Source organism: Sphaerisporangium sp. NPDC005288 (genome assembly GCF_040607475.1).
Classification (GTDB): domain Bacteria; phylum Actinomycetota; class Actinomycetes; order Streptosporangiales; family Streptosporangiaceae; genus Sphaerisporangium; species Sphaerisporangium rhizosphaerae.
On sequence record NZ_JBEXGT010000001.1, the window covers coordinates 343,904 to 369,940 of the forward strand.

Here is a 26,037-nt window from a genome sequence, read left to right on the forward strand (position 1 = left end):
GTACGCGCGGCGGCCCCGGCCCGGCGCGCGCCCGGCCGGGCGCGCGGTTTCGTCGGCCGCACCCAGAGTAGGCGGCATTTCAGTCGGACAACTTCACCCCGCCCGCGACCAGGTCTTCGCGCAAAGTCGCGACGAGCTCCCCGGTGGCGTCGACGAGCGGCGCGCGCACCGGGCCCACCGGCCTTCCCATGAGGCCCAGCGCGGCCTTCGCCATGATCGCGCCCTGGCTGCGGGTCATGATGCCCGTGACCACCGGCAGCAGGCGCTGGTGCACCGAGCGGGCGCCCTCCACGTGGCCCGACTGGAACAGGCCGATCATGGAGGCCAGCTCGGCGCCCACCACGTGGCTGACCACGCTGACGAACCCGGCCGCCCCGATCGACAGCCAGGGCAGGTTGACCGCGTCGTCCCCGGAGTAGTACGCCAGGTCGGTGGCGGCCATCACCTGCGAGGCGGCGAACAGGTCGCCCTTGGCGTCCTTCACCGCGGCGATGCGCGGGTGGGCTCCAAGGCGCAGGAGCGTCTCGGTGGCGATCGGAGTGCCCGTGCGGGCGGGGATGTCGTACAGCATGACCGGCAGGCCGGTGGCGTCGGCGACGGCCGTGAAGTGGCGGTACAGCCCCTCCTGGGGCGGCCTGTTGTAATACGGGGTCACCAGCAGCAGGCCGTGGGCGCCGGCGCGCTCGGCGGCCCTGGCCAGCTCGACCGAGTGGCGCGTGTCGTTGGTGCCCGCGCCGGCCACGACGGTCGCCCGGTCGCCCACCGCCTCGAGCACGGCCTTCAGTATGAGCTCTTTCTCGGCATCGCTGGTGGTCGGGGACTCCCCCGTGGTGCCGCTGACGACGAGACCGTCGTTGCGCTGGTCGTCAACGAGGTAGGTGGCCAGGCGCTGGACACCGTCGATGTCCACGGCGCCGTCGGCGGTGAACGGCGTGACCATCGCGGTCAGCATGCGCCCGAAGGGCGCGTCGGAGGTTCCGGTTGGCGATGCCATAGACGGAACGGTACCCGGATCCGCGAAGACGGTGGACCCCGCCACCCCGGTTCGTGACGGCACGTCGGTCGATCCGGGTGTGCACCGGTTCCTGGGGAGATGGTGTGACATGGACAGAGGCCGTCGATATGTGCTCGGGGGTACACACATCGACGACCTCTATCCGTGCAATCGGCCCCGCTTACGGCGGCGTTACACACATCTGAGAAGAATTTTCCGATCGTCCGCGCGGGCGGTGCCGGCGGGGGCTACGGCCCGCCCACCGGATGCGCCCCCGTCCCGCCCGGCCGCGCGCCCGTCCTGGTGGCGGGCGGTGTCCCCCGTACCGCTCCTCACCTTTTCCGTCCAGGCGGAACGCAATGTCGCCACAGAATCACGTTTCGTAAAGTTGGGACTCCAAGTGTTCGCCATTACTCCTAGTTGTCCTTCGATTACGGCAAGATAGGAAAACGATCTCGAACACCCATAGGGATGGACGGATGACTGGCAACGATCCGGTGTACCTCCGTGTGGTCGAAGAGCTGCGGGCGCAGATAGTCGATGGCACCCTGCCGCCGGGCGCGCCCATCCCGTCCCGCGCGCAACTCACCCAGCGCTTCCGCGTCGGCGAGACCGCCGCCCGTCACGCCCTGCGCGTCCTGGCCGCCGAAGGCCTCATCATCGGCAAGGTCGGCTCCGGGCACTACGTCCGCGAGAAGTCCGTGCTCTACCCCCTGCAACGGTGCCGCAACATCGACCACGACGCCCCGTTCGCCGCCGACATGCAGGCCGGCGGCCACCGCGCCACGTGGGACTGGCGCAGCGAGCCCGTCAAGGCCGGGCCCGAGATCGCCCGCCGCCTCCGGCTCGACGCCTCCGAGCCGGTCACCCGCACCCGCTACGTCTTTCGCACCGACGGCAAGCCGATGCAGCTCGCCACCTCCTATGAGCCGGTCGAGTTCGGCCGCCCCCACTCCTGCCCCGAAGAGGGCACCAACGGGCGCAAGAGCCTGCTGGCCCGCATGTCCGCCGCCGGAGTCAAGATCACCGACATTCGCGAGAGCGTGCACACCCGCGTCCCGCAGCCGACCGAGAGCGACCTGCTCGACCTGCCCACCGGCGTGCACGTCCTGCACATCGAGCGCACCCACTGGTCCGGCGACCGCCCCGTGGAGACCAGCGACATCGTCGTCCCCGGCGACCGCTTCCGCCTGGTCTACTCCGTCCCCCTAGGCGCCTGACCCCTTCCCTCGGCACCCGACTCCACAAGCGCCCACCACCCCATCCGCCTCCCTGCACCGCCGCTACCCAACACCGCGCGGCAGAAGGGATAGCGCCGAACGCCCGACCTCCCACCCCTCCCCGGCACGATCCTCTCCCCGCCCCGACCGGGCCTGCATCCGGCGCCCGACTCCACAAGAGCGCACCGCCCCACCTGCCCTCCGTGGGCCGCCGCTACCCGCCGCCGCGCGGCAGGAAGAGGTAGCGGCCGAACGCCCGACCACCCACCCCTCCCCGGCACGATCCTCTCCCCGCCCCGACCGGGCCTGCATCCGGCGCCGCGTCGGTGGGAAGGAGTACGGCGAATTCGGCGCCATGTGCGGCGCGCGGCCGTTCCTCGGACACGGAGTCGTTCCCCGGACATCGGTCAACGGGCGCGCTGGGTCAGGGCTACGCACACCAGCACGGCCACGGCGGCGGTCAGGGTGGCGGGGTCCAGGCTCTCCCGAAGCAGCCACCATGCCAGCAGCAGCGTCAGGAGCGGCTGGAGGAGCTGGGTCTGACCGGCGCGGGCGATGCCGCCCCGCGCGAGGCCCGCGTACCAGGGGATGAAGCCCAGGAACATCGACACCAGTGACACGTAGGCGAACCCGGCCATCACGTCCGTCGACAGACGGTGAGCGGTGGTGAACCACAGGATCACCGCGACCGGCACGGTCACCGGGGCCGCCAGCACCAGGGCGTGGGAGATCACCCGCCATCCGGCCGTGTGCCGCGCCAGGCGTCCACCCTCGGTGTACCCCACCGCGGCGCAGACCAGTGCGGCGACCATGAGCAGGTCCGCGGCGGCGAGCCGGCCGCCTCCCCTGGTGAGCGTGAAGACCGTGACCGAGGCCGCGCCCGCCGCGCTCGCAACCCAGAACAGCGGGCGCGGCCGTTCCCCGGCCCGAAGAACGGCGAACACGGCGGTAGCGGCCGGGAGCAGGCCGACGACGACGGCCGCGTGCGAGACGCTCGCCCCGGCGGCCAGAGCCAGGCCGCTGAACAGGGGAAACCCGAAGACGACGCCGAACGCGATCGCGGCGTAGGACCGGAACTGGGCCCGAGGAGGCAGCGGCGCGGCGCCGGCGGCCAGCAGGCAGACCACCGCCGCCACCGCGGCCACGGCGGCCCGGCCGACCGCCACGAAGTACGGGTCGAAGCCCCGCAGGGCGAAGGCGGTCGCCGTCAACGTCCCCGAGAACGCCACGACCCCCAGGCCCGCCAGCGACGTCCCCGCCCACCGGCTCGCACCGGCGACCATCCGGCCACCGGGCACGGACGGCTTCCCCGGCACCGCGCCGTCCCCTACTCCGGTCAGTACTCCCAGCTCGGCGCCCCGCGCCACTCCGGCCCGCACCCCCGGCTCGACGCCCTGCGCCACTCCGGCCCGCACTCCCGGCACCGCGCCGTCTCCTGTGCCGGCCTGCACTCCCGGCTCGACGCCCTGCGCCACTCCGGCCCGCACTCGCGGGACCGCGCCGTCCGCCGTCCCGGGCCCTGATCCTGGCGCGGCATCCTCCGCCACTCCGGCACGTTCTCCCGCCGTCGCCGCTCGGGGGACGTCGCTCTGGTCGCCGGTGGGCCTGCGCCGGGAGCGGAGTAGGCCGAGGGGGATCGCTACTGCCGTGCGAGCAGTAGCGCTACTCTTGTCTTTCATGAATGACGATAGCAGTATCGTCCGGATCGCCGCATCGCTGCGCGAGGAGGCGGCGCGGCTGCGGCCGGGCGACCGGTTGCCGTCCAGCCGCGAGCTGGTGCGACGCCACAAGGTCAGCCCGGTCACCGTGTCCCGGGCGCTGGCGGCGCTCGCGGCCGAGGGCAGGGTCGTCACCCGTCCGGGGAGCGGCGCCTTCGTCGCGCCTTCCGTCGCCGCGACGCCCGGAGAGGCCACCGACCTGTCATGGCAGACGGTCTCGCTCGGAGACCGGTCCGTCGACGACGCGGCGGTCGCCGGACTCCTCACCCCGCCTCCCGAGGGCGTCATCCCGCTCGCAGGCGGCTACCTCCACCCGGGGCTGCGCCCGTCCAAGGCCCTGGCGAACGCCGCCGTCCGCGCCGTGCGCCGCGCGGACGCCTGGGCGATCCCGCCGTTGAACGGACTGGCCGAGCTGCGGCGCTGGTTCGCCGCCGAGGTGGGCGGCGGCGTCACCCACGGCGACGTACTGATCGTCAGCGGCGGGCAGGCCGCGCTGACCCATGCCTTCCGTGCCCTGTCAGCGCCCGGCGCCGCGATGCTGGTCGAGACGCCCACCTACCCCGGAGCGCTGGCCGCCGCCCGCGCCGCCGGGCTGCGCGCGGTGGCCGTGCCGATGGACGCCGACGGAGTGCGTCCCGACCTGCTGGCCGAGGCGTTCGCCGTCACCGGCGCGCGGGTGTTCTACTGCCAGCCGACCCTGCACAACCCCACCGGCGTGGTGCTGTCGGCCGAACGCCGCGGCCAGGTCCTCGCCGTGGCCAGGGCCGCCGGGGCGTTCGTGATCGAGGACGACTACGCGCGCTACCTGGCCACGAGCCCCGTCCCGCCCCCGTTGGTCACCATGGACGCCCACGGCACCGTCGTGCACGTCAACTCGCTCAGCAAGGTCACCTCGCCGAGCCTGCGGGTGGCCGCGGTGATCGCGCGGGGCCCGGCGGCGCGGCGGCTGCGAGCCGCCCAGCTCGTGGAGTCGTTCTTCGTCGCCCGCCCCCTGCAGGAGACCGCGCTGGAGCTGCTCGGCTCCCCCGCCTGGCGGCGTCACCGGGCGGCGGTGACGGCGGAGCTGGCGGTGCGGCGTGACGCGCTGGCCTCCGCCCTGGCCCGCCACCTGCCCTCCGCGCGCGTGCCCTACATGCCCCCGGGCGGGCTCCACCTGTGGGTGCGGCTCCCCCGGGACGTCGACGAGACGGCGCTCGTCGAGTCCGCCCAGCGCGCCGGGGTCCTGGTCAGCCCAGGGGCGATCTACCACTCCGCCGAACCGCCCTGCCCGCACATCCGGGTCACCCACATCGCCGCCGCCCATGTCGCCGAGCTGACCGAGGGCGTCCGTCGCCTCGGCGCGACGCTGGACGCCCAGCTCGCGCCGGGGTCCGGCTGAGCCCGGCGCAGGCGGACCGTACCGGAGGCTGCCCTACAGTGGTCGCATGGACGGGCCAGTCGAGCTGCTCCGCGACTTCATGAACACCTACGACGCCGAAGCGGACACAGACGAACTGGCCTCCCCCGCCGAGCTGGCCGTCTGGCTGCGCGAGCGCGGCCTCATCTCCGCGACCGACCGCGCGGTGGACGATGACTGGGCGCTCGCGATCGCCCTGCGCGAAGGGCTGCGCACGGCTCTGCGCCAGCGCCCCTCCGGACACCCGCGCCCCGCCCGGCAGGACACCGCGCAGAACCCTGCACCCGCCGAACCGGACCCGGCACGGAACAACCTCCACCCGCCCGCCGAACCGGACCCGGCGCGGAACGACCTCCACCCGCCCACCGGCCCGTACGCGACCGGCGCCCTGGGTCCGACCACAGACCTCGGCGCAACCCCCGCCTCTGGCCCGACCGCCGACTCCGGCCCGACCGGAGATCCTGGCATGACCGGAGATCTCGGCCCGGCGGAAGACCTCGGCGCAACCGTGGCCCTCGGCCCAACCACCACCCCTGGCCCAACCACCACCCCTGGCCCAACCGCCGACCCCGGTCCGCCCGCAGACCTCGACGCGGCCGACGACCTAGACGGGGCCGATGACCTCGACGCGGCAGACGACCCCGACGCGGCAGACGACCCCGACGCGGCAGACGACCTGGACGCGGCGGATGACCTCGGCGCAGCGGCCCACCTGAGCGAGACGCCGGTCGGGCCTGACGCGATGCCGGGCGAATTGGAGGGGGCGCTGGCGGCACTTCCTCTGCGGGTCAGGATCGGCGCGGGGCGGGTTCCCGTCGCCGAGCCGCTGGGCGCCGGCGCGGCCCGAGGCGTCGGGATGCTCGCCGCGGCCATCCTGCGGGCGCATGCCGAGGGCGGCTGGCCGCGCCTGAAGGTCTGCGCCGAGGATTCCTGCCAGTGGGCGTTCATCGACGCCTCCAAGAACCGCTCGCGTTCGTGGTGCTCCATGCGGGTCTGCGGCAACCGCACCAAGACCCGCGCCTACCGCGCCAGACGCCGCCGGCACGACCCTCTCCCCTCCTGAGCCTTCCGGCCGCGGTCCGCCGAAGCCCACGGGTCACCCGCAGGCACAGGCGCCAACCAAAGCCATCCCACCCGCGATCCGCCGAAACCCACGGGTCACCCACAGGCACACGCCCCAAGCGAAACCATCCCGCCCGCGGTCCGGCGCGGCTCACGGGTCAGCCGCAGGCAGGGATCCCAAGCGAAGCCATCCCGCCGCGGTTCGCCGAGGCCCACGGGTCACCGGCGGGTGCGGGTCCCGATACGGTGTTGGAAACCGGAGGAGAAGGGGGCGGCCCGATGGCTGACGTTGGGGTGCGCGCGGCGCGGCGCGAGGACGTCCCGGCGGTGACGGGCACCCAGATCCGGGCCTGGAAGGCGGCCTACCGCGACGTCCTGCCCGAGGGGCCGCTGGAGCAGATGACCGGCCCGGCGTCCCAGGAGATCTGGAACCGCCAGTGGGAGGAGGCCGTGGTCTCGCCTCCCTCTCCGCGCCACCGCGTGCTGGTCGCCGTCGAGACCGACGACCCGCTGACCTCCCTCGCCGAGGGGCACGCCGAGCCCGGCGGTCAGCGCGTGGTCGGGCTGGCCTCCCACGGGCCCGCCGAGGATCCCGATCTCGATCCGGCGACCACCGCCGAGCTGCTCACGCTGCTCGTCGACCCCGACCACACCCGCCGCGGCCACGGCAGCAGGCTGCTGAACGCCACCGTGGACCACCTCCGCGAGGACGGCTTCACCACGGTCGTCACCTGGGTCTTCGCCGAGGACAAGGCGATGCTCGACTTCCTGTCCTCGGCCGGCTGGGGCCCCGACGAAGCCGAGCGCATCCTGGAGATGGACCGCGCCGTGCGCATGATCCGCATGACCACCGACATCGGCTGACCGATCCGCCCCAGCCGGCGCCCCCGTCCCGACCGGCCTCCACTCCTCCCCGCGCACCCTCCGGAGCGTCCGGCAGCGGGGCCGGTGGTTCGGCGGCGCGGTGGGATGTGGTGTGGTCGGCACCCCGGCGCTGGTCATGGAGTCATCATGATTTACCCTGCATAGGCACTTTCCTGGGCGGCTCCGGCGCGCGCGCGTACCACCGTGGAGGCCAGGCCGCGCAGGACCGGACTCGTGGAAGAGGCGACGTTGGCGACACCCGCTCAGTGGCTCGCGGGGGCACGGCCCCGCACCCTCCCCGCCGCGGTGGTCCCCGTCGCCGTCGGCACGGGGGTGGCCATCTCCTACGGCGGAGCGGTCTGGTGGCGGGCGCTGCTCGCCCTGTTCGTCGCGCTGGTCCTGCAGGTAGGCGTCAACTACGCCAACGACTACAGCGACGGCGTGCGCGGCACCGACGAGCAGCGCGTCGGGCCGCTGCGGCTGGTCGGCTCCCGCGTCGCCGCCCCTCGCTCGGTGCTGCTCGCCGCGCTGGGATGCTTCCTGGCCGCCGCCGTGGCCGGGCTCGCGCTGGTCGTCGCGACCGGCGCCTGGTGGCTGCTCGCCGTCGGGGCGCTGGCGATCGCCGCCGCGTGGTTCTACACCGGAGGCTCGCGCCCGTACGGCTACCGGGCCTTCGGCGAGATCTCGGTCTTCGTCTTCTTCGGCCTGGTGGCGGTCGCCGGCACGACCTACGTCCAGCTTGAGTCCCTGCCCTGGCTCGCGGTCGTGGCGGCCGTGCCGGTGGGGCTGCTGGCCTGCGCGCTTCTGGTGGTCAACAACCTGCGCGACATCGCCACCGACGGCCCGGCCGGCAAGCGCACGCTCGCCGTCGTGCTCGGCGACGCGCGCACCCGCACGCTGTACGCCGGCTGCCTGCTGCTGCCCTTCGCCGTCGCGCTGGCCCTGGCATTCGCACGCCCCTTCACGGCGCTCACCGTGCTGGCGCTGCCCCTGGCGCTGATGCCGGTGCGGGCGGTGCGGGACGGTGCGACGGGGCCGGTCCTGATCGCCACGCTGCAGCAGACCGGGCGCCTGCAGCTCGCCTTCGGCCTTTTGTTCACGATCGGGCTCGCGCTGTAAGCGGCTAGGACGGCGTATGACCCGTTATAGGTAGCAATCCCGCCCCGAGGGCTGAATGCCGCTCTGTGGTGCCTGGGGACGCCGCCAGGCCGGTCTCACGGCCACCGCCAAGAGGTGCGTGCCGGGGGCCCGGCACGCCGGACGGTCACAGGTCGAGCAGGTGCTCCAGGCCGACGGTGAGGCCGGGCAGGTCACGGACGCGGCGGACGCCGAGCAAGACGCCCGGGGTGAACGACGAGCGGTTCATGGTGTCGTGGCGGATCGTGAGGATCTCGCCATCGCCACCCAGCAGGACCTCCTGGTGGGCGATCAGACCGGCCAGGCGGATCCCGTGCACGCGCACTCCCTCGACGTCGGCGCCGCGCGCCCCGGGGAGCTCGGCGGTGGTGGCGTCGGGCATGGCGCCGAGACCGGCTTCGCGGCGGGCGGCGGCGACCAGCTCGGCCGTGCGACGGGCCGTGCCGGAGGGGGCGTCGGCCTTGTTCGGGTGGTGCAGCTCGACGATCTCGACGGAGTCGAAGTAGCGCGCGGCCTGCTGGGCGAAGTGCATCATCAGTACGGCGGCGATGCCGAAGTTGGGGGCGATCAGCGCGTTGACCCCGGGGTTGGCCTCCAGCCAGCCTCGAACGGTCGCCAACCGTTCGGCGTCGAAGCCGGTGGTGCCGACCACGGGGTGGACACCGTGCTCGACGCACCACCTGAGGTTGTCCATGACCACGTCGGGATGGGTGAAGTCGACGACCACCTCGGCGGCGGACAGCCCCTCGATGTCGTCGCCGGCGTCGACCGCCGCCACCAGCTCCATGTCGTCGGCCGCGTGCACAGCCTTGCAGACTTCCACGCCGACGCGCCCACGGGCGCCCAGAACCCCAACCCTGATCACGAGCCCCAAGCGTACCGCCAACACCACCGCGCGCTTCCGGGGACCACTGGAGGGCGGCAAAGACGGCGAGGATGCCCGGCCGGCTCTCGCGGGCGGGGCATCCTCGGGGTGTGGCGGCGGGTCAGGCGATGAAGGAGCTGAAGTCCTTGTCGCCGTAGGGGCCGATGACGGCCAGGGTGAGGGGCTGGGTGAGGATCTCCTTGGCCACCGCGTCGACCTGGTCGGGGGTGACCGCCTCGATGCGGGCGAGCACCTCGTCCACCGGCATCAGCGTGTCGTACACCAGCTCGCTCTTGCCGATGCGGGACATGCGCGAGCCGGTGTCCTCCAGGCCGAGGACGAGGCCGCCGCGCATCTGGCCCTTGCCCCGCTGGAGCTCCTCCTCGGTGAAGCTCTCGGCGACGACGCGGGCGATCTCCTCGCGGCAGATCTTCAGCACGTCGTCGGCCTTGCCGGGCAGGCAGCCGACGTAGATGCCGAACTGGCCGGTGTCGGCGTACTGCGCGGTGTAGCTGTAGGCCGAGTAGGCCAGCCCGCGCTTCTCGCGGATCTCCTGGAACAGCCGCGACGACATGCCTCCGCCCAGGGCGGCGTTGAGGACGCCCAGGGCGAAGCGGCGGTCGTCGGTGCGCGCGTAGGCGGTGGTGCCCAGGACCAGGTTGGCCTGCTCGGTCGGCCGGTCGACGACCCGGACGCCCGCGCGGGGCGCGGCTCCCGGGCCGGACAGGCGCGGGGCGGCCGGCTCGGCCGAGCCGCCAAGGGCGCCCGCCCGCTGGTAGGCCGCGGCCACCAGCTCGACCACGCGCTCGTGGGTAATGTTGCCGCACACCGACACGACGGTGTGCGGGGGCCGGTAGTAGCTCTGGTAGTACTCGGCGATGCGGTCGCGCGACAGCTCGTTGATCGACTCGACCGAGCCGAGGATGGGCCGCCCGATGGGGGTGTCGCCGTACAGCTCGGCGGAGAACTGCTCGTGCACGACGTCCGAGGGGTCGTCGTCGTGCATGGCGATCTCCTCCAGGATCACCCCGCGCTCGGACTCGACGTCCTCGGCGGTGACCAGGGAGGAGGTCACCACGTCGGCGAGCACGTCGATGGCCAGCGGGAGATCCTCGTCGAGCACCCGCGCGTAGTAGCAGGTGTACTCCTTGGCGGTGAAGGCGTTGATCTCGCCGCCGATGCCCTCGATCGCCGCGGAGATCTCCAACGCGTCGCGGGTGGGAGTGCCCTTGAACAGCAGGTGCTCGAGGAAGTGGGTGGCCCCCGTGTGCTCGGGGGCCTCGTCACGCGAGCCGATGCCGACCCACATGCCGACCGCGACGGATCGCACGGTCGGCATGGTCTCGGTCACCACCCGGAGCCCACCTGGGAGGACGGTGCGCCGGACGACTCCGGCGCCGTCCTTGCCGGGGTGCAGAGTGGCGGTCGTCACGAGTTGCGGTCGTCCCGTCCGCCTCGGGTGCGGGAACGGCGCGGCCGGTCGCCGCCGGAACGCTCGGAACGCTCACCGCGCTCCGGACGGTCCTCGCGCGGCTCGGCGTCGGCCTGCGGGGCGTCATCGGCGTCCCCGCCGCTCTCGGCCTTGGCCGCGGCCTCCTTCTCGATGACCTCCACCGGCACCAGGGACAGTTTGCCGCGCGAGTCGATCTCGGCGATCTCCACCTGGACCTTGTCGCCGACGTTCATGACGTCCTCGACGTTCTCGATGCGCTTGCCGCCGTGCAGCTTGCGGATCTGCGAGACGTGCAGCAGGCCGTCCTTGCCGGGCATCAGGCTGATGAACGCGCCGAAGGCGGCGATCTTGACGACCGTGCCCAGGTAGCGCTCGCCGATCTCGGGCATGTGCGGGTTGGCGATCGAGTTGATCGTCGTCCGCGCGGCCTCGGCCGACGGGCCGTCGGTCGCCCCGATGTAGATCGTGCCGTCGTCCTCGATGGTGATCTCGGCGCCGGTGTCGTCCTGGATCTGGTTGATCATCTTGCCCTTGGGGCCGATGACCTCGCCGATCTTGTCGACCGGGACCTTGATGGTGATGATGCGCGGCGCGGTCGGGTTCATCTCCGCCGGGGAGTCGATCGCCTCCTGCATCACGTCGAGGATCGCCAGCCGCGCCGCCCTGGCCTGCTTGAGCGCGCCGGCCAGCACCGAGGCCGGGATGCCGTCGAGCTTGGTGTCGAGCTGCAGGGCCGTGATGAGCTCACGGGTGCCGGCGACCTTGAAGTCCATGTCGCCCATGGCGTCCTCGGCACCGAGGATGTCGGTCAGGGTGACGTACTGGTCGCCCTCGCCGATGAGGCCCATGGCGATGCCCGCGACCATCTCCTTCAGCGGGACGCCCGCGTCCAGCAGGGCCATGGTCGAGGCGCAGACCGAGCCCATGCTGGTCGAGCCGTTGGAGCCGAGCGCCTCCGACACCTGGCGGATGGCGTACGGGAACTCCTCGCGCGTGGGCAGCACCGGCAGCAGCGCCCGCTCGGCGAGCGCGCCGTGGCCGATCTCACGGCGCTTGGGCGAACCCACGCGGCCGGTCTCACCGGTGGAGTACGGCGGGAAGTTGTAGTTGTGCATGTACCGCTTGGTGCGCTCGGGGTTGAGCGTGTCGATCATCTGCTCCATGCGCAGCATGTTCAGCGTGGTGATGCCCATGATCTGGGTCTCGCCGCGCTCGAACAGGGCCGAGCCGTGGACCCGCGGGACCACGTGGACCTCGGCGCTGAGCTGGCGGATGTCCTTGGTGCCGCGGCCGTCGATGCGGACGCCCTCGCTGATGACCCGCTCGCGCATGAGCTTCTTGGTCAGCGAGCGGAAGGCGGCGGAGATCTCCTTCTCGCGGCCCTCGAAGTCGGAGCCGACCTTCTCCAGGGCAAGGGTCTTGACCCGGTCGAGCTCGGTCTCGCGCTCCTTCTTGCCCGCGATGGTCAGCGCGGAGGCCAGCTCGCTCTTGACGGCCCCGGCGACGGCCTCGTAGGCGTCCTCCTGGTAGTCCAGGAAGATCGGGAACTGCGCGGTCTCCTTGGCGGCGACCTGGGCGATCTTGGCCTGCGCCTCGCAGAGCACCTTGATGAAGGGCTTGGCGGCCTCCAGGCCCGCGGCGACGGTCTCCTCGTTCGGGGCGACCGCGCCGTCGGCGACCAGCTTGAGGGTGTCGCGGGTGGACTCGGCCTCGACCATCATGATCGCGACGTCGCCGTCCTCGAGCACCCGACCGGCGACGACCATGTCGAAGGTCGCGCCCTCCAGCTCGGAGTGGGTCGGGAAGGCCACCCACTGGCCGCTGATCAGCGCGACGCGCACGCCGCCGATCGGGCCGGAGAACGGCAGCCCGGCGAGCTGGGTGGACAGGCTGGCCGCGTTGATCGCCACCACGTCGTACAGGTGGTCGGGGTTGAGGGCCATGATCGTCGCCACGACCTGCACCTCGTTGCGCAGGCCCTTGACGAAGGACGGGCGCAGCGGGCGGTCGATCAGGCGGCAGGTGAGGATGGCGTCCTCGGACGGCCGCCCCTCACGGCGGAAGAACGAGCCGGGGATGCGGCCCGCGGCGTACATCCGCTCCTCGACGTCGACGGTGAGCGGGAAGAAGTCCAGGCTCTCCTTCGGATGCTTGGACGCGGTGGTGGCGGACAGGACCATCGTGTCGTCGTCAAGGTAGACGACGGCGCTTCCCGCCGCCTGGCGCGCGAGCCGCCCGGTCTCGAACCGGATGGTACGCGTGCCGAACGAGCCGTTGTCGATCACGGCTTCCGTGCTGTGGACACCCTCCACGGGGGACCTCCTCTTCGGTCGCCCGCGTCCGTGTTGTCGCGCACTCAGGCACTCGCCGGGCCGACCGGTTTCTCGTCGCGGTCGGCGGGCTCGTGCCTGGCTCCGTTATGCCGGCTCCCCGTCATGTGCAGCGCCGGTCTTCGATCGAAGCACCCGGACTGCGCGGCGCATTCGCCGTCGGCATCCGGAAGCCACTACCGAGGACCGGCCCGCAGGCGTCACGGGACGCGCGTTGCTGTGCTGTGCGGACGCGGGGCACTTTCTCGGCTGTTCAGTTGTCTCGTCAGGCCAGTGTGCTCGGAAACGGCGCCCGTCGCACGGGACGCGCCGACCCGTTTCTCCATATCAGGTGGCCTTTGCCCTGATATGAGAGAGGGAGCGGCGCGGAGCCGCTCCCTCCCAGACTATCGGCGCAGGCCGAGCCGCTCGATCAGGGTGCGGTAGCGCGTGATGTCCTTGCTCATGAGGTACTTGAGCAGGCGCCGGCGCCGGCCGACCAGCAGCAGGAGCCCCCGGCGGCTGTGGTGGTCGTGCTTGTGGGTCTTGAGGTGCTCGGTGAGCTCGCTGATGCGCTTGCTGAGCAGCGCGATCTGCACCTCGGGGGACCCGGTGTCACCGTCTCCGGTCCCGTACTCGTCGATGATCGTCTTCTTGGCGGCGGTGTCGAGCGACACGGCTCTCCTTCAACTGTCTACGGGCACACCTCAGATTCGGAACTACGCACGACCGTGTGTGCCTACAGTCGCCGTAACAGGTCGGCGGGCAGCGCGAAGCCGCGACCGAGCCGACACGTCAGGCTACCATCGCCGCGAGACCGGCGCGTTCAATGCGCGAACAGGCCCGCGAACAGGGCGCGGACGGCCGGCCGCGGCGCCGGGCCGCCGCCCGGGTCGCGGCGCGGCGCGCGGGTCAGGGGCCGGTGAGCAGCCGGCGCGCCTGGTCGACGTCGTGGCGCATCTGGTCGATCAGCGCGTCGATGGAGTCGAACTTCAGCGTGTCGCGCAGCCGGGCCGTGAAGTCGACCACCACGTGCGCCCCGTACAGGTCGAGGTCGTCGCGGTCGAGGGCGTAGGCCTCGACGGTGCGCTCGACGCCCTCGAAGGTCGGGTTGGTGCCGATGGAGATCGCCGCCGGCCACCGTTCGCCCTCGTACGGGGAGGGCGACTGGGTGCACTCGAGCCACCCCGCGTAGACGCCGTCGGCCGGGATGGCGGTGAACGAGGGCGACTCGACGTTGGCCGTCGGGAAGCCCAGCAGCGCCCTGCCGCGCTGGTGGCCGCGCACGACGACGCCCTCGACGCGGTGCGGCCGGCCGAGCGCCACTGCCGCGCCCTCGACGTCGCCCGAGGCGAGCAGCTCGCGGATCATGCTGGAGGAGATCGCCTCGCCGTTGCTCACCAGCGGAACCCCTTCGGCCACGAAGTCGTACTTCTCACCGAGCTGGCGGAGCGTCTCGATGTCGCCCGCGGCCTTGTGGCCGAAGCGGAAGTTCTCCCCCACGACGACCCCGGCGGCGTGCAGGCGGTCGACGAGCACCGCCTGGACGAACTCGTCCGGGCTCATCTGCGAGAACTCCAGCGTGAACGGCAGCACGCACACGGCGTCCACGCCGAGCGCGCCCAGCAGTTCGATGCGGTGCCGCGCCGTGCTCAGCCGGGGCGGGTGGGTGCCCGGCCTGACCACCTCGTCCGGATGGGGGTCGAACGTGATCGCCACGGAGGCGGCCCCCAGGTCGGCCGCCATGGCGACGGCACGTTCGACCATGCGCTGATGACCTTGGTGCACACCGTCGAACACCCCGATCGTGATGACGGACCTGCCCCAGTCTCCGGGCACGTCGTCGAGTCCGTGCCAGCCCTGCACCTCGACCTCGTTCCTTGGTGATGGTCGCGCTCATCCAAGCCTGCCATGCGCGGAGGGCATTTCCCCGCACGGGGACGAGGGTAGCCCAGCGGCGGGCCCGGCGGGCGACGGCCCCGGCTCGCGGACACCGCGACGACCGGGTGCGGGCGCCGCGACGGCCGGGTGCGGGCGCCGCTCCAGGGTCTCCGGCGCCGCGCGGCCGGGCGTCGTGCGCGCCGAACGGGCTCAGAGGGACGCCTTGAGCCCCGAGCCGCACAACGGCGCCACGACCTCCCCCTCGGCGTAGGGCGAGCCCTCGGCGCCCAACCGGCGCACCGCCGCGTACGCCACCGCCGCCGTGGGCTCCACCCAAAGCCCCCGGGCGGCCAGGGCGGCGTGCGAGCCGGCGACCTCCTGCTCGGACACGGTGACCACGGCGCCGCCGGTGTCGCGGACGGCCTCGAGGATGCGCGCGCCGCGGGCGGGCGCCGCGATGGCGATGCCCTCGGCCACCGTCGGCCCGGCGGCCACCGGCGCCACCTCGGCGCGCCCGGCGGCGAACGCCGCGGCGACCGGCGCGCACCGCTCGGCCTGCACGGCGACGATGCGCGGCACCCGATCGGCGAGGCCCGCCTCGCGCAGGGCGGCGAACCCGAGGTGGGCGCCGATCACCAGCGTGCCGTTGCCCGCCGGCAGGACCACCGTGCCGGGGACCCTCCCGCCGAGCTGCTCGAACAGCTCGAAGGCGTAGGTCTTGGTGCCCTCGTAGAAGTAGGGGTTGTACACGTGGCTGGCGTAGAAGGCTCCGGTACCTTCCACGTGGCCGGCGGCGGCGCGGGCGGTGTCCTCGCGGGTCCCCTCGACCACGGTCACCCGGGCGCCGTGCCCTCTGATCTGGTGGAGCTTCTTCTCGCTGGTGCCGGCCGGCACGAAGATCTCGGCCGGGACGCCCGCGCGGGCCGCGTACGCCGCCACGGCCGTGCCCGCGTTGCCGCTGCTGTCGGCGACCAGCCGGTCGGCGCCGAGCAGGCGGGCGAGCGCCACCAGCATGACCGCGCCGCGGTCCTTGAACGAGCCGGTCGGCGAGGCGTACTCGAGCTTCAGCCGCACGCCGGGCTCGCCGTCGAGGGCGGCGTCGACCAGCGGCGTCATGCCCTCGCCCAGGCTCAGCTCCCGGCCGGGCACGGCGATGGCGTCCCGGTAACGCCACAGGGAGTGGTCGCCGGCGCGGGGGTTCCAGGCGAGCGGGACGGGCGCGAGGTCGAGCGTTCCTCCGCAGTCGCACCGCCACCGGCCGGCCGAGGGAGCGCTGGAACGCCCGCAGGCGCACACGTAGTCCGGCAGATCACGCGTCAAGGGGCACCTCAGGGGACGAAGACGGCGAGAGGCTTGACCGAGCGGCCGCGCTCCTCGACCAGGGCGAGAAGGGCGCCGTCCGGCCCGAACACGCCGATCGGGCCGCTTCCCAGACCCGCCGAGGCGAGCCGGCCCCCGTGGCCGATGAGCCGGGCGTCCTCGGCCGAGACGTCCATGCGGGGGAACGCCGCCGCGACCGCCTCGGCCATCGGCAGGATCACGCAGTCCTGCGCGAGCTCGTCCAGGGTGCGCGCCACCGACAGGTCGTAGGGGCCGACGCGGGTGCGGCGCAGGCGGGTCAGGTGACCGCCGACGCCGAGCGCGGCGCCGAGGTCGCGGGCCAGCGAACGGATGTAGGTGCCGCTGGTGCACCGCACCGAGGCGTCCACCTCGACCGCGTCGCCCTCGCGCCGCACGGCGGTGATCTCGAAGGCGTGGACGGTCACCGGGCGGGCCCGCAGCTCGACCTCCTCGCCGGCCCTGGCCCTCTTGTAGGCGCGCTCGCCGTTCACCTTGATCGCGCTGACCTGCGGCGGGACCTGCTCTATCGGCCCGGTGAGCGCGGCGACGCCGGCGTGGATCGCCTCGTCGGTCACCTGGCCCGCCGCGACCTCGGTCAGGACCTCGCCCTCGGCGTCGTCGGTGTTGGTGGTGACCCCGAGCCGGATCGTGGCGTCGTAGCCCTTCTCGGTGAGCGCCAGGTGGCCGAGCAGCCGGGTGGCCTTCTCGACGCCCACCACCAGCACCCCGGTGGCCATCGGGTCCAGGGTGCCCGCGTGGCCGACGCGGCGGGTGCCGGCCAGGCGCCGCATCCGGCCCACGACGTCGTGGGAGGTCCAGCCGGCCGGCTTGTCCACGATGACCAGCCCGCTGGGCGGCGCGGGACGCTTCTCGCGCGTCCCTCTGGCGGCCGGGGCACCCGGCTCACCGGCCGCCAGGGTGATCGGCTCGCTGCCCGCCAGGGGGCTCGGCTCGCTGCCGGCCGTACTCATCGGCACATCCTCGATGTCTCGTCTGCGGGTGGAAGGGAACGGGCGGGGCGCCGCTCAGCTCTTCGGGCCGAGGAGCGCGCATAGCTTGGCGATGGTCTCCTCGGGGGTGTCGTGGGAGGTGAAGCCCGCCGCCCGGACGTGGCCGCCGCCTCCGAGGGCCGTGCAGGCACGGCCGACGTCCACCCCTCCCTTGGAGCGGGTGGAGACCTGCCAGGCCCCGTCGTCGTCCTCCTTGAGCACGACCGCGACGTCGGGCTCGTCGGTGCGGCGGATGACGTCGATGATGCCCTCGACCTCCTCGTAGGGAAGGCAGTAGGCGGCCCGGTCGACGCGGGACACGTAGGTCCACACCATGCCGGCGCCCGCGGCGGCGTCCTGGTCGAGCCGGACGCGGCCGAGGACCGTGCCGAGGAGCTTGAGGTAGCAGAACGGGGAACGGTCCCACAGCTCGCGGGCGATCTCGTCGGTGCGCAGGCCCGTCGCCACCAGCCGCGCCGCCATCTCGTGCACGGCCGGCGTGGTGGAGGAGTGCTTGAAGGAGCCGGTGTCGGTGACCAGGCCGGTGTAGAGGCAGGTGGCGACGTCGCGGTCGAGCTCGTAGCCGAGCCGGGCCATCAGCTCCTCGACCAGCATGGACGTCGAGGCGGCACGGGGGTCGACGATGGGGACGCTGCCGAACCCGGTGTTGGAGGGGTGGTGATCGATGACGATCAGTTCGGCGGCCTTGCCCGCGTGGGGGGCGAGCAGGCCGAGCCGGTCGATGGTGGGGACGTCGAAGCTGATCATCAGGTCGGGCTCGGCGGGGTAGGCCGCCGGCTCCACCAGAAGGTCCTGGCCTGGCAGGAAGCGCAGCAGGCGCGGCACGGCGAACCGGCGGTCGCCGAAGGAGGCCACCACGTGCTTGCCCGCCCGCCGCAGCGCCATGCCGAAGCCGAGCATGGAGCCCAGGGCGTCGCCGTCAGGGGTCACGTGGCAGATCAGCGCCACCTCGCGCGCGCCTGAGATGAGGGCGACGGCCCGGCGCCAGTCCTCCTCCCGCACCGCGGGCACGGGATCGCCGGTGTGCGTGCTGGGCATCACTGGGCCGAACGCCCCGCCCGGTCGTGCGACTCTGCCTCCACCCCCACTGGCGGCTCCTGGCCGTCCGGGCTCTCTTCGTCGCCCGGCTTGCGGTAGGGGTCGGGCTCACCGGCGTGCACGGCGCCCTGCGCGCGCTTGGCGATCTCCTCGTCCCGGGCCCTGGCCTCGGCGAGCAGCTCGTCGAGGTGGCGGGCGCTGTCGGGCAGAGGGTCGTGGCTGAAGGTCAGGGTCGGGGTGAACCGCACGCCGGTCTGGCGGCCGACCTCCGCACGGATGATCCCCTTCGCGCTTTCCAGGGCCGCGGCGGTGTCGGCGCGCTCGGCCTCGGAGCCGAACACGGTGTAGAACACCGTCGCGTCACGGAGGTCGGCGGTGATGCGGGTGTCGGTCACCGTCACGAAGCCGAGGCGGGGATCCTTGATCCGCCGCTCCAGCATCTCGGCGACGACCTGCTGAATGCGGTCCGCAAGTTTGCGGGCGCGTGCTGCGTCCACGATCGCGCTCCCCCTCTTTACTCGCTTTAATCGCTTAACGGCCCGCGGGAATGGAGACTTCCCGCGGGCCCCTAATCTTCGTCCTCGTTGAACAGCCGCCGCTTGGCGGACAGCAGCTCGATCTCCGGATGGAATGCCACCAGCCGCTCGCAGGCGTCGAGCACCTCGTCGCAGTTGCCGGCCGTCGCCGACACCACGGCGACGCCGATCTCGGTGCGCCGGTGCAGGTCGAGATGGCCGGTCTCGGCCACCGCGACCGCCGGGAACCGGCGGCGCACCTCGGCGATCAAAGGACGCACCACTGAGCGCTTCTGCTTCAGCGAGTGCACGTCGCCGAGCAGGATGTCCAGGGTCAGAGCACCTATGTACATGGCTGTCGCCGCGGGTGCGGGGCGATGGAACGCCGGGGGTGTCCGTGGGCCGAGACCCACGGACACCCTCCGTCGTGTCCGTCACCGCCGTCAGGCGCGCGGCTTCTCCCGCATCTCGAACGTCTCGATGACGTCGTCGATCTTGATGTCGTTGTAGCCGAGACCGATACCACACTCGAAGCCCTCGCGGACCTCGGTCGAGTCGTCCTTGAAGCGGCGGAGCGACGAGACGGTGAGGTTGTCGGCCACGACGACGCCGTCGCGGATGATGCGCGCCTTGCTGTTGCGGGTGATCGTGCCCGAGCGGACCAGACAGCCCGCCACGTTGCCGATCTTCGGGACCTTGAAGACCTCGCGGACTTCGGCGGTGCCCGTCTGGGCCTCCTCGAACTCCGGCTTGAGCATGCCCTTCAGGGCCGCCTCGATCTCCTCGATCGCCTGGTAGATGACCGAGTAGTAGCGGATGTCGACGCCCTCGCGCTCGGCCAGGTCGCGCGCCCGGACCTCGGGCCGCACGTTGAAGCCGATGATGACGGCGTTGTCGTCCGCGATCGCCAGGTTGACGTCGTACTCGGTGATCGCGCCGACCGCACGGTGGAGCACCCGCAGGCGCACCTCGTCGCCGACATCGATCTTGAGCAGCGCGTCCTCCAGGGCCTCCACGGAACCGGAGACGTCACCCTTGATGATGAGCTTGAGCTCGTCGACCTTGCCCTTCTCCAGGTCGCTGAACAGCTCTTCGAGGGTGCGACGACGGCTGGACCTCGCCATGTCGGCGATGCGCTGCCGGGCCGCCCGCTGCTGGGCGATCTGGCGGGCCATGCGGTCGTCGGTGACGACGATGAAGTTGTCACCGGCGCTCGGCACGGCCGTCAGGCCCAGCACCAGGACCGGACGCGACGGGTCGGCCTCGGTGACCTGCTCGCCGCTGTCGTCCAGCATCGCCCGGACGCGGCCGAAGGCCTCGCCACAGACGATGGAGTCGCCGACCCGCAGGGTGCCGCGCTGCACGAGCACGGTCGCCACGGGGCCGCGGCCCTTGTCCAGGTGGGCCTCGATCGCGATGCCCTGGGCGTCCATCGTCGGGTTGGCCCGAAGGTCGAGCTCGGCGTCGGCGGTCAGCAGGATCGCCTCGAGCAGGTCGTCGATGCCGAGGCCCTGCTTGGCGCTGATGTCGACGAACATCGTCGAGCCGCCGTACTCCTCGGCCACCAGACCGTACTCGGTGAGCTGGGCGCGCACCTTCGTCGGGTCGGCGCCCTCCTTGTCGATCTTGTTGACCGCGACCACGATCGGCACCTCCGCCGCGTGGGCGTGGTTGAGGGCCTCGATGGTCTGCGGCTTCACACCGTCGTCGGCGGCGACCACCAGCACGGCGATGTCGGTCGCCTGCGCACCACGGGCACGCATGGCGGTGAACGCCTCGTGACCCGGGGTGTCGATGAAGGTGATCTTGCGCTCCTGGCCTTCGTGCTCGGTCGCGACCTGGTAGGCGCCGATGTGCTGGGTGATGCCACCGGCCTCACGGGCCACCACGTTGGTGTTGCGGATGGCGTCCAGCAGCTTGGTCTTACCGTGGTCGACGTGACCCATGACGGTCACGACCGGCGGGCGTGCCGCGAGGTCGCTCTCGTCGCCCTCGTCCTCGCCGAACTCGATGTCGAAGGCCTCGAGAAGCTCGCGGTCCTCCTCCTCCGGGCTGACGACCTGGATGGCGTAGTTGAGCTCGGCGCCGAGAAGCTGCAGGGTCTCCTCGTTCACCGACTGGGTGGCGGTCACCATCTCGCCGAGGTGCAGCATGATCTGCACCAGCGAGGCGGGGTTCGCACCGATCTTGTCGGCGAAGTCGGACAGCGAGGCTCCGCGCGGCAGGCGCAGGGTCTGGCCGGTGCCGCGGGGGACCTGCACGCCGCCGATCGACGGGGCCTGCATGTTGTCGAACTCTTGACGCCTCTGGCGCTTGGACTTGCGTCCGCGCGTCGGACGGCCGCCGGGACGCCCGAAGGCTCCCGCCGTGCCGCCGCGGCCGCGACCGCCGCCACCACCGGGACGACCGGCGAAACCGCCGCCGCCACCGGCACCCGCGCCGGCGCCACCGCCGCCACCGGGACGACCGCCGGTGCCCGTGCGGGGACCGCTGAAGCCGCCGCCACCAGGACGACCGGCGCCACCGCCACCGCCGGGACGGCCACCGCCGCCACCGGGACGACCGCCACCGCCACCGGGACGGCCACCGCCGCCACCGCCGCCACCGCCCTGGCCGGGGCCGGACGGGCGGGAAGGCATCATCATCGGGTTCGGACGCGGACCGCCGGGACGGGGACCACCCGCACCGGGACCGGGACGCGGACCGCCGGGGCCGGGACCCGGACGCGGACCGGCCGCACCGGGCGGACCGGAACGCGCGCCCGGCGGACGCGGCATCGCGCCGTCGCGGGGACCCTCGCGACGCGGCTCGCGCGGACCGGCGCCGTCGCGGCGCGGCTCGCGGGGACCGCCCTCACGGGGACCGCCGTCGCGGCCGGGAGGGCCACCGCCCTCACGACCCGGACGCGGCGGGCGCTGGCCCATGCCGCTCGCGGTCGAGGAGAACGGGTTGTTGCCCGGACGCGGGCCGCGCGGGCCCGGCTTCGGGCCGCCCGGACGCGGAGCGCCGGAGCCCGGGGCACCGGAACGCGGACCCGCCGGAGCGCCAGGAGCGCTCGGAGCGCTCGGAGCACCGCCACCGGACGCCGCCGGGGCGCCGGAGCGCGGAGCGGCCGGACCCGGACGAGGGCCGGGCTTCGGGCCGGAACCCGGACGCGCGCCGGGCGAGGCCGGGCGGGCGTCGGAACGCGGGGCCTCGAACCGCGGGGCCTCGGTGCGGGGGGCCTCGGCGCGAGCGGCCTCAGGACGCGGCGCAGCCGGACTCGGAGCCTCGGTGCGCGCGGCCTCGGGACGCGGCGCGGCCGGGCGGGGGGCCTCCTGCGGAGGCTGGTTCACGTGGGGCATCGGAACTGGCGGGCGCGGCGCGACGTTCGCCGGACCCGGACGCGGACCAGGGCCGGGACGCGGGCTGGGGCCCGGCCGCGGAACACCCTGACCCGGCGCGGGCGCGCCGTTGCCGGCCTGGCTCGGAGCCGGCCGGGGGGACGCCTTCGGCGCCCTGGACGACCTGTCGCCGCCCCTGGAATCGGAGGACCCCTTCAGGGCCTCCGTAAGCTTGCGGACCACCGGCGCTTCTATCGTTGAAGACGCCGATCGCACGAACTCGCCCATTTCTTGGAGCTTGGCCATCACGACCTTGCTCTCTACTCCGAACTCCTTGGCGAGCTCGTAGACTCGGACCTTCGCCACTGCACTCCCTAACTCGGCCCGGGAGGCTGTGCCGCCGGACCGTCGCTACCTAGACGTACTCATCGCCGCATGCTCATCAGGCGCTCATCGCTATCTGACCCGCCCATCGACTCGGCGTCCTACATGACAGTTGGTAACCATTCACCCGGTCCTACTCGGCGTCAAGCCCTGCCAGGTGAGCGCGCAGACACGCCGCGTCAAGCGACTCCGCGACTCGGAACGAACGCGGAAACGCCCGGCGACGTTCGGCGAGCTCCAGGCAGCTCAGCGCCCGGTGCAGATATGCACCTCGGCCCTGAAGCCGTCCTCGCTGGTCGGGAATGATCTCACTCCCGACCACTACCAGGCGGAGCAGCTCGGACTTTACCGTGCGAACCCGGCAGCCCACACACGTTCTCAGCGGGGCCGCCCGGCCACCGTACTCAAGCTTACCTTGTGGAGGCATCGGCGGGGCCGACGGCATCCCCTGCGGCGGGCGCCTGGGTATCGGGCCGGATGTCGATGCGCCACCCGGTGAGGCGAGCGGCCAGCCGGGCGTTCTGCCCCTCTTTGCCGATCGCGAGCGAGAGCTGGTAGTCGGGCACGGTCACCCGGGCGACGCGACCATCGAGATCGATCACCTCGACATGTGAAACCCGCGCCGGCGACAGGGCATTCCCGACGAAGTCGGCAGGATCGTCCGACCAGTCGATGATATCGATCTTCTCGCCGTGCAGCTCGGTCATGACGTTGCGCACCCGTGACCCCATCGGGCCGATGCACGCGCCCTTGGCGTTGACCCCGCCCCGGCGCGAGCGGACCGCGATCTTGGTGCGGTGGCCGGCCTCGCGGGCGATGGCGGCGATCTCCACGGTGCCGTCGGCGATCTCGGGCACCTCCAGCGCGAAGAGCTTCTTCACCAGGTTCGGGTGCGTGCGCGACAGCGTGACCGAGGGGCCCTTGTGGCCCTTCTTCACCTGCACCACATAGCAGCGCAGGCGCTCGCCGTGCACGTAGTCCTCGCCGGGGACCTGCTCGTTGTGCGGCAGGATCGCCTCGATCTTGCCCAGGTCGACCAGCACCACCCGGGGGTCCTTGCCCTGCTGGATGACCCCGGCGACCAGCTCGCCCTCGCGGCTGGCGAACTCGCCGAAGTTGATCTCGTCCTCGGCGTCCCTGAGCTGCTGCAGGATGACCTGCTTGGCCGTGGTCGCGGCGATGCGGCTGAAGTTGCCGGGGGTGTCGTCGTACTCCCTGGCGATCTGGCCCTCGTCGTCGAGCTCGGCCGCCAGGATGGTCACGTGCCCGGAGGTGCGGTCGAGCTCGGCGCGAGCCTTGGCCGCCGCTCCCTCGGTGCGGAAGTACGCGATCAGAAGCGCGTCCTCGATGGCCTTGACGACCAGGTCGAAGGAAATGTCCTTCTCCCGCTCCAGGCTGCGCAGGACGCTCATGTCAATGTCCACAAGGCTCCCCCCTAGCCCTCATCGCCGTCGTCGTCGCCGGCGTCGTCTTCATCATCCGTCTCGTCGTCGAGCCGGCGGAACTCAACCTGCACCCGCCCCTTGGCCAGCTCTTCCCACGCCAGCGGGCGTGAGGCCTCCCCCACCGACAGCTCGACGCCGGTGTCGCCGACGGCCAGGACGCGGCCCTCCAGCGAGGTGCCGTCACGCAGGTCGGCCTTCACCAGCCTGCCCTTGGCGCGGCGCCAGTGGCGCGGCTCGGTGAGCGGGCGGTCGACCCCGGGCGAGGAGACCTCCAGCACGTACGGGCTGCCGCCCATCACGTCGCTGTCGTCGAGTGCCTGCGACACCATCTGGCTGATGTCGGCGACCTTGTCGAGGCTGACCCCGTCGTCGCCGTCCACGATGACGCGCAGGAGGCGCCGCTTGCCCGCCGGGGTGACGATGACATCTTCAAGATCGAGGCCCTCGGAGGCCGCGACGGGTTCAAGAAGCTTGATCAGGCGGTCACGTCGAGCGTCTGCGCCCATGCTGACCTCCCAGTTGTTTCAACGGCCGTCTCAAGGGACGGCCGAATGCGTACCTCGCCCAACGGTTCACCAGCCTATCGACACCGGGGCACGGAAAGAGCGTCACTCGGTTACCCACCGGGCGACGCGCCGTACGATGCTATGTGCCAAGCCAGGAAAAGCCGTCATTCACAAGGAGGCCGCACCGTGCGTCAGCGTGCCCTGACCCGGCGCGTGGTGCTGCGCGGCACCGCGGCCGCGGCGGTCGCCGCCTCCGTGGCCGGATGCTCCGGCGCGGGGCCGGCGCCGGGCGCCGCGCCCACGCCGCGGCCGCCCGATGCCGAGACGGTGCTGCTCACCGGCGTCATCGCCGACAAGGAGCAGATGGTCGCCCTCTACCGGCAGGCGGCCCGCGCGAACGCCAAGACCGCCGCGAGGCTCCAGCCGTTCCAGCAGCGCCATGAGGCCCACCTGGCCGAGCTGCGGCGCCGCCTGCCCGCCCCGGTGCCGCCTCCGGCGGGCACGCCCACGCCGTCGGCCTCGGCGGGCGGCTCTCCTTCGGCGGCGGCGGTCTCCATCGGCACGCTGAGGCATATGGAGGGCAAGGCGGCGGCCGCCCGGGTCCGGCAGGTCCGCACGGTCTCCGCCCCGCTGGCCCAGTTGCTCGCCTCCATCGGCGCGTGCGAGGCCGCGCACGCGGCGGCCCTGGCGAGGCCGAGGTGACCGACGCCCTCAGCGAGCTGAACAAGGTGCTGGCCGCCGAGCACGCGGCCGTCTACGCCTACGGCGTCGTCGGCGCGCACTCCTCCGGCGACCAGCGCACCACGGCAACGGCGGGCTTCAACGCCCACCGGGCCAGGCGCGACCAGATCCGCGGCCTGATCGCGGCCAGGGGCGGCACCCCCTCGGAGGCCGGCCCCGCCTACGAGCTGCCGTTCCCGGTGACCGCCCCGCGCGAGGCCGCCCGGCTGGCCGCGCTGGTCGAAGACCGCGTGACGGCGGCCTATCTCGAGCTGGTCGCGGTCGGCGATCTGTCGCTGCGGCGGCTGGCCGCGCAGGCCATGCAAGAGTGCGCCGTACGGGGCTACGGCTGGCAGCCGGTGATCGCCGCGTTGCCGGGGCACCCGGCGCCCGCGCCGGCCCCTTCTCCGGCGGGACGGGCGACCGGCTCGCCGCCCGTCTCCCTCGACCAGTAAGGCACTTTCTCCCATACCTCCACGTTTGCGATCGGTGCGCGGGGTAGTTGCTGATCCATCGCAACGCACGGAGGGACACATGGGCTGGAGTTACCGTAAGTCGATCAAGATGGGGCCGTTCCGGCTCAACCTGTCGCGCAGCGGTGTCGGACACAGCTATGGCGGACGAGGCTTCCGTGTCACCAAGACCGCCGACGGGCGGCGCACCATCACCGTCAACCTGCCGGGCGGCTTTCACTGGCGCAAGACGCTCGGCAGCAGCCGTAGTTAGACCGGTCGCCGGGCCGGTGGCCCGGCCTCCACGAGCCGCGCGCCGTGCAGTTCGACTCTGACGCGGTGCGTGTTGGGGCTCGCCGCCTCGGGCCGAGAGGCGGCGGGCCCTTTTCCATGCCGGCTTTCCA

Annotated in this window: 24 protein-coding genes; 8 read left to right on the forward strand and 16 right to left on the reverse strand. The window is 72.6% G+C overall.

Features of this window, described 5'->3' with window-relative positions; genetic code table 11:
• Positions 1 to 79 precede the first annotated feature (79 nt).
• A complete protein-coding gene (gene dapA / locus ABZU32_RS01435; RefSeq protein WP_354915569.1) occupies positions 80 to 994 on the reverse strand; it encodes a 4-hydroxy-tetrahydrodipicolinate synthase in 915 nt (304 codons plus the stop codon).
• 479 nt (positions 995 to 1,473) lie between these two features.
• Here dapA and ABZU32_RS01440 point away from each other — a divergent pair, with 479 nt between their 5' ends.
• On the forward strand, positions 1,474 to 2,214 hold the full coding sequence (locus tag ABZU32_RS01440; RefSeq protein WP_354835225.1) for a GntR family transcriptional regulator: 741 nt from the start codon (positions 1,474 to 1,476) through the stop codon (positions 2,212 to 2,214).
• A gap of 407 nt (positions 2,215 to 2,621) precedes the next feature.
• On the opposite strand, the gene ABZU32_RS01445 is transcribed toward ABZU32_RS01440, so the two are convergent.
• Complete coding sequence (locus tag ABZU32_RS01445; protein WP_354915572.1) at positions 2,622 to 3,701, reverse strand: DMT family transporter; 1,080 nt, start codon at positions 3,699 to 3,701, stop codon at positions 2,622 to 2,624.
• Positions 3,702 to 3,891: 190 nt separating this feature from the next.
• Between ABZU32_RS01445 and ABZU32_RS01450 the strand changes: the two genes are divergently transcribed.
• From ABZU32_RS01450 to ABZU32_RS01465, 4 genes are all read left to right on the forward strand, one after another.
• Complete coding sequence (locus tag ABZU32_RS01450) at positions 3,892 to 5,310, forward strand: PLP-dependent aminotransferase family protein (RefSeq protein ID WP_354915575.1); 1,419 nt, start codon at positions 3,892 to 3,894, stop codon at positions 5,308 to 5,310.
• A gap of 46 nt (positions 5,311 to 5,356) precedes the next feature.
• Positions 5,357 to 6,391 (forward strand): CGNR zinc finger domain-containing protein, encoded by a 1,035-nt coding sequence (locus ABZU32_RS01455; protein ID WP_354915578.1) that lies wholly within the window; start codon positions 5,357 to 5,359, stop codon positions 6,389 to 6,391.
• A 278-nt stretch (positions 6,392 to 6,669) separates the two neighbouring features.
• Complete coding sequence (locus ABZU32_RS01460; protein ID WP_354915580.1) at positions 6,670 to 7,254, forward strand: GNAT family N-acetyltransferase; 585 nt, start codon at positions 6,670 to 6,672, stop codon at positions 7,252 to 7,254.
• 249 nt (positions 7,255 to 7,503) lie between these two features.
• Positions 7,504 to 8,373: a 1,4-dihydroxy-2-naphthoate polyprenyltransferase gene (locus ABZU32_RS01465; protein ID WP_354915583.1), complete on the forward strand. Its 870-nt coding sequence runs from the start codon at positions 7,504 to 7,506 to the stop codon at positions 8,371 to 8,373.
• Positions 8,374 to 8,518: 145 nt separating this feature from the next.
• Here the strand turns inward: ABZU32_RS01465 and dapB are convergent, their stop codons facing one another.
• The 14 genes from dapB to rimP form a co-directional block, all read right to left on the reverse strand.
• The gene (dapB, locus tag ABZU32_RS01470) at positions 8,519 to 9,256 is read right to left on the reverse strand and encodes a 4-hydroxy-tetrahydrodipicolinate reductase (RefSeq protein ID WP_354915586.1); all 738 of its coding nucleotides are present in this window, start codon (positions 9,254 to 9,256) and stop codon (positions 8,519 to 8,521) included.
• Positions 9,257 to 9,377: 121 nt separating this feature from the next.
• Positions 9,378 to 10,688, reverse strand: coding sequence for a pitrilysin family protein (locus ABZU32_RS01475; protein WP_354835239.1), 1,311 nt, complete (start codon positions 10,686 to 10,688; stop codon positions 9,378 to 9,380).
• The gene (locus tag ABZU32_RS01480) at positions 10,685 to 13,021 is read right to left on the reverse strand and encodes a polyribonucleotide nucleotidyltransferase (RefSeq protein WP_354915589.1); all 2,337 of its coding nucleotides are present in this window, start codon (positions 13,019 to 13,021) and stop codon (positions 10,685 to 10,687) included. The genes ABZU32_RS01475 and ABZU32_RS01480 overlap by 4 nt, the downstream gene beginning before the upstream one ends.
• A 404-nt stretch (positions 13,022 to 13,425) precedes the next feature.
• Entirely contained in the window at positions 13,426 to 13,695 is a 270-nt protein-coding gene (gene rpsO / locus ABZU32_RS01485; RefSeq protein WP_354835243.1) for a 30S ribosomal protein S15, read from the reverse strand.
• Between the two features lie 235 nt (positions 13,696 to 13,930).
• Positions 13,931 to 14,884, reverse strand: a complete 954-nt coding sequence (locus ABZU32_RS01490) for a bifunctional riboflavin kinase/FAD synthetase (protein WP_354835245.1) — start codon at positions 14,882 to 14,884, stop codon at positions 13,931 to 13,933.
• Between the two features lie 225 nt (positions 14,885 to 15,109).
• On the reverse strand, positions 15,110 to 16,219 hold the full coding sequence (locus tag ABZU32_RS01495) for a pyridoxal-phosphate dependent enzyme (protein WP_354915592.1): 1,110 nt from the start codon (positions 16,217 to 16,219) through the stop codon (positions 15,110 to 15,112).
• An 8-nt stretch (positions 16,220 to 16,227) separates the two neighbouring features.
• A complete protein-coding gene (gene truB, locus ABZU32_RS01500) occupies positions 16,228 to 17,211 on the reverse strand; it encodes a tRNA pseudouridine(55) synthase TruB (RefSeq protein WP_354915595.1) in 984 nt (327 codons plus the stop codon).
• A gap of 54 nt (positions 17,212 to 17,265) precedes the next feature.
• Positions 17,266 to 18,288 carry a bifunctional oligoribonuclease/PAP phosphatase NrnA gene (locus tag ABZU32_RS01505; RefSeq protein WP_354835251.1) on the reverse strand — a complete coding sequence of 341 codons (1,023 nt, stop codon included), beginning with the start codon at positions 18,286 to 18,288 and terminating at the stop codon, positions 17,266 to 17,268.
• The gene (gene rbfA / locus ABZU32_RS01510; RefSeq protein ID WP_354835449.1) at positions 18,288 to 18,788 is read right to left on the reverse strand and encodes a 30S ribosome-binding factor RbfA; all 501 of its coding nucleotides are present in this window, start codon (positions 18,786 to 18,788) and stop codon (positions 18,288 to 18,290) included. Before rbfA ends, ABZU32_RS01505 begins: the two co-directional genes overlap by 1 nt.
• Before the next feature lie 68 nt (positions 18,789 to 18,856).
• Positions 18,857 to 19,156 carry a DUF503 domain-containing protein gene (locus ABZU32_RS01515; protein ID WP_354915598.1) on the reverse strand — a complete coding sequence of 100 codons (300 nt, stop codon included), beginning with the start codon at positions 19,154 to 19,156 and terminating at the stop codon, positions 18,857 to 18,859.
• A 90-nt stretch (positions 19,157 to 19,246) separates the two neighbouring features.
• The gene (infB, locus tag ABZU32_RS01520) at positions 19,247 to 22,492 is read right to left on the reverse strand and encodes a translation initiation factor IF-2 (RefSeq protein WP_354915601.1); all 3,246 of its coding nucleotides are present in this window, start codon (positions 22,490 to 22,492) and stop codon (positions 19,247 to 19,249) included.
• 151 nt (positions 22,493 to 22,643) lie between these two features.
• Entirely contained in the window at positions 22,644 to 22,955 is a 312-nt protein-coding gene (locus tag ABZU32_RS01525; protein WP_354915604.1) for a YlxR family protein, read from the reverse strand.
• On the reverse strand, positions 22,921 to 23,934 hold the full coding sequence (gene nusA, locus ABZU32_RS01530; RefSeq protein ID WP_354915607.1) for a transcription termination factor NusA: 1,014 nt from the start codon (positions 23,932 to 23,934) through the stop codon (positions 22,921 to 22,923). Before nusA ends, ABZU32_RS01525 begins: the two co-directional genes overlap by 35 nt.
• A gap of 11 nt (positions 23,935 to 23,945) precedes the next feature.
• Positions 23,946 to 24,461, reverse strand: coding sequence for a ribosome maturation factor RimP (gene rimP, locus ABZU32_RS01535; RefSeq protein WP_354835261.1), 516 nt, complete (start codon positions 24,459 to 24,461; stop codon positions 23,946 to 23,948).
• Between the two features lie 186 nt (positions 24,462 to 24,647).
• Here rimP and ABZU32_RS01540 point away from each other — a divergent pair, with 186 nt between their 5' ends.
• The 3 genes from ABZU32_RS01540 to ABZU32_RS01550 all read left to right on the forward strand — a co-directional run bounded on the left by ABZU32_RS01540 (position 24,648) and on the right by ABZU32_RS01550 (position 25,907).
• Positions 24,648 to 25,163, forward strand: coding sequence for a hypothetical protein (locus ABZU32_RS01540; protein ID WP_354915610.1), 516 nt, complete (start codon positions 24,648 to 24,650; stop codon positions 25,161 to 25,163).
• Positions 25,160 to 25,636 (forward strand): ferritin-like domain-containing protein, encoded by a 477-nt coding sequence (locus ABZU32_RS01545; RefSeq protein ID WP_354915613.1) that lies wholly within the window; start codon positions 25,160 to 25,162, stop codon positions 25,634 to 25,636. The genes ABZU32_RS01540 and ABZU32_RS01545 overlap by 4 nt, the downstream gene beginning before the upstream one ends.
• A gap of 79 nt (positions 25,637 to 25,715) precedes the next feature.
• On the forward strand, positions 25,716 to 25,907 hold the full coding sequence (locus ABZU32_RS01550; RefSeq protein ID WP_354915616.1) for a DUF4236 domain-containing protein: 192 nt from the start codon (positions 25,716 to 25,718) through the stop codon (positions 25,905 to 25,907).
• Positions 25,908 to 26,037: the final 130 nt, after the last annotated feature.

What these genes read in the sequence shown, in the direction of transcription:
- dapA (WP_354915569.1), bottom strand. Translation starts at nt 994, where the DNA reads ATGGCATCGCCAACCGGAACCTCCGACGCGCCCTTCGGGCGCATGCTG.
- ABZU32_RS01505 (WP_354835251.1), bottom strand. Translation starts at nt 18,288, where the DNA reads ATGCCCAGCACGCACACCGGCGATCCCGTGCCCGCGGTGCGGGAGGAG.
- rimP (WP_354835261.1), bottom strand. Translation starts at nt 24,461, where the DNA reads ATGGGCGCAGACGCTCGACGTGACCGCCTGATCAAGCTTCTTGAACCC.
- ABZU32_RS01440 (WP_354835225.1), top strand. Translation starts at nt 1,474, where the DNA reads ATGACTGGCAACGATCCGGTGTACCTCCGTGTGGTCGAAGAGCTGCGG.
- ABZU32_RS01450 (WP_354915575.1), top strand. Translation starts at nt 3,892, where the DNA reads ATGAATGACGATAGCAGTATCGTCCGGATCGCCGCATCGCTGCGCGAG.
- truB (WP_354915595.1), bottom strand. Translation starts at nt 17,211, where the DNA reads ATGAGTACGGCCGGCAGCGAGCCGAGCCCCCTGGCGGGCAGCGAGCCG.
- ABZU32_RS01455 (WP_354915578.1), top strand. Translation starts at nt 5,357, where the DNA reads ATGGACGGGCCAGTCGAGCTGCTCCGCGACTTCATGAACACCTACGAC.
- ABZU32_RS01550 (WP_354915616.1), top strand. Translation starts at nt 25,716, where the DNA reads ATGGGCTGGAGTTACCGTAAGTCGATCAAGATGGGGCCGTTCCGGCTC.
- ABZU32_RS01460 (WP_354915580.1), top strand. Translation starts at nt 6,670, where the DNA reads ATGGCTGACGTTGGGGTGCGCGCGGCGCGGCGCGAGGACGTCCCGGCG.
- ABZU32_RS01525 (WP_354915604.1), bottom strand. Translation starts at nt 22,955, where the DNA reads ATGCCGTCGGCCCCGCCGATGCCTCCACAAGGTAAGCTTGAGTACGGT.
- ABZU32_RS01515 (WP_354915598.1), bottom strand. Translation starts at nt 19,156, where the DNA reads ATGTACATAGGTGCTCTGACCCTGGACATCCTGCTCGGCGACGTGCAC.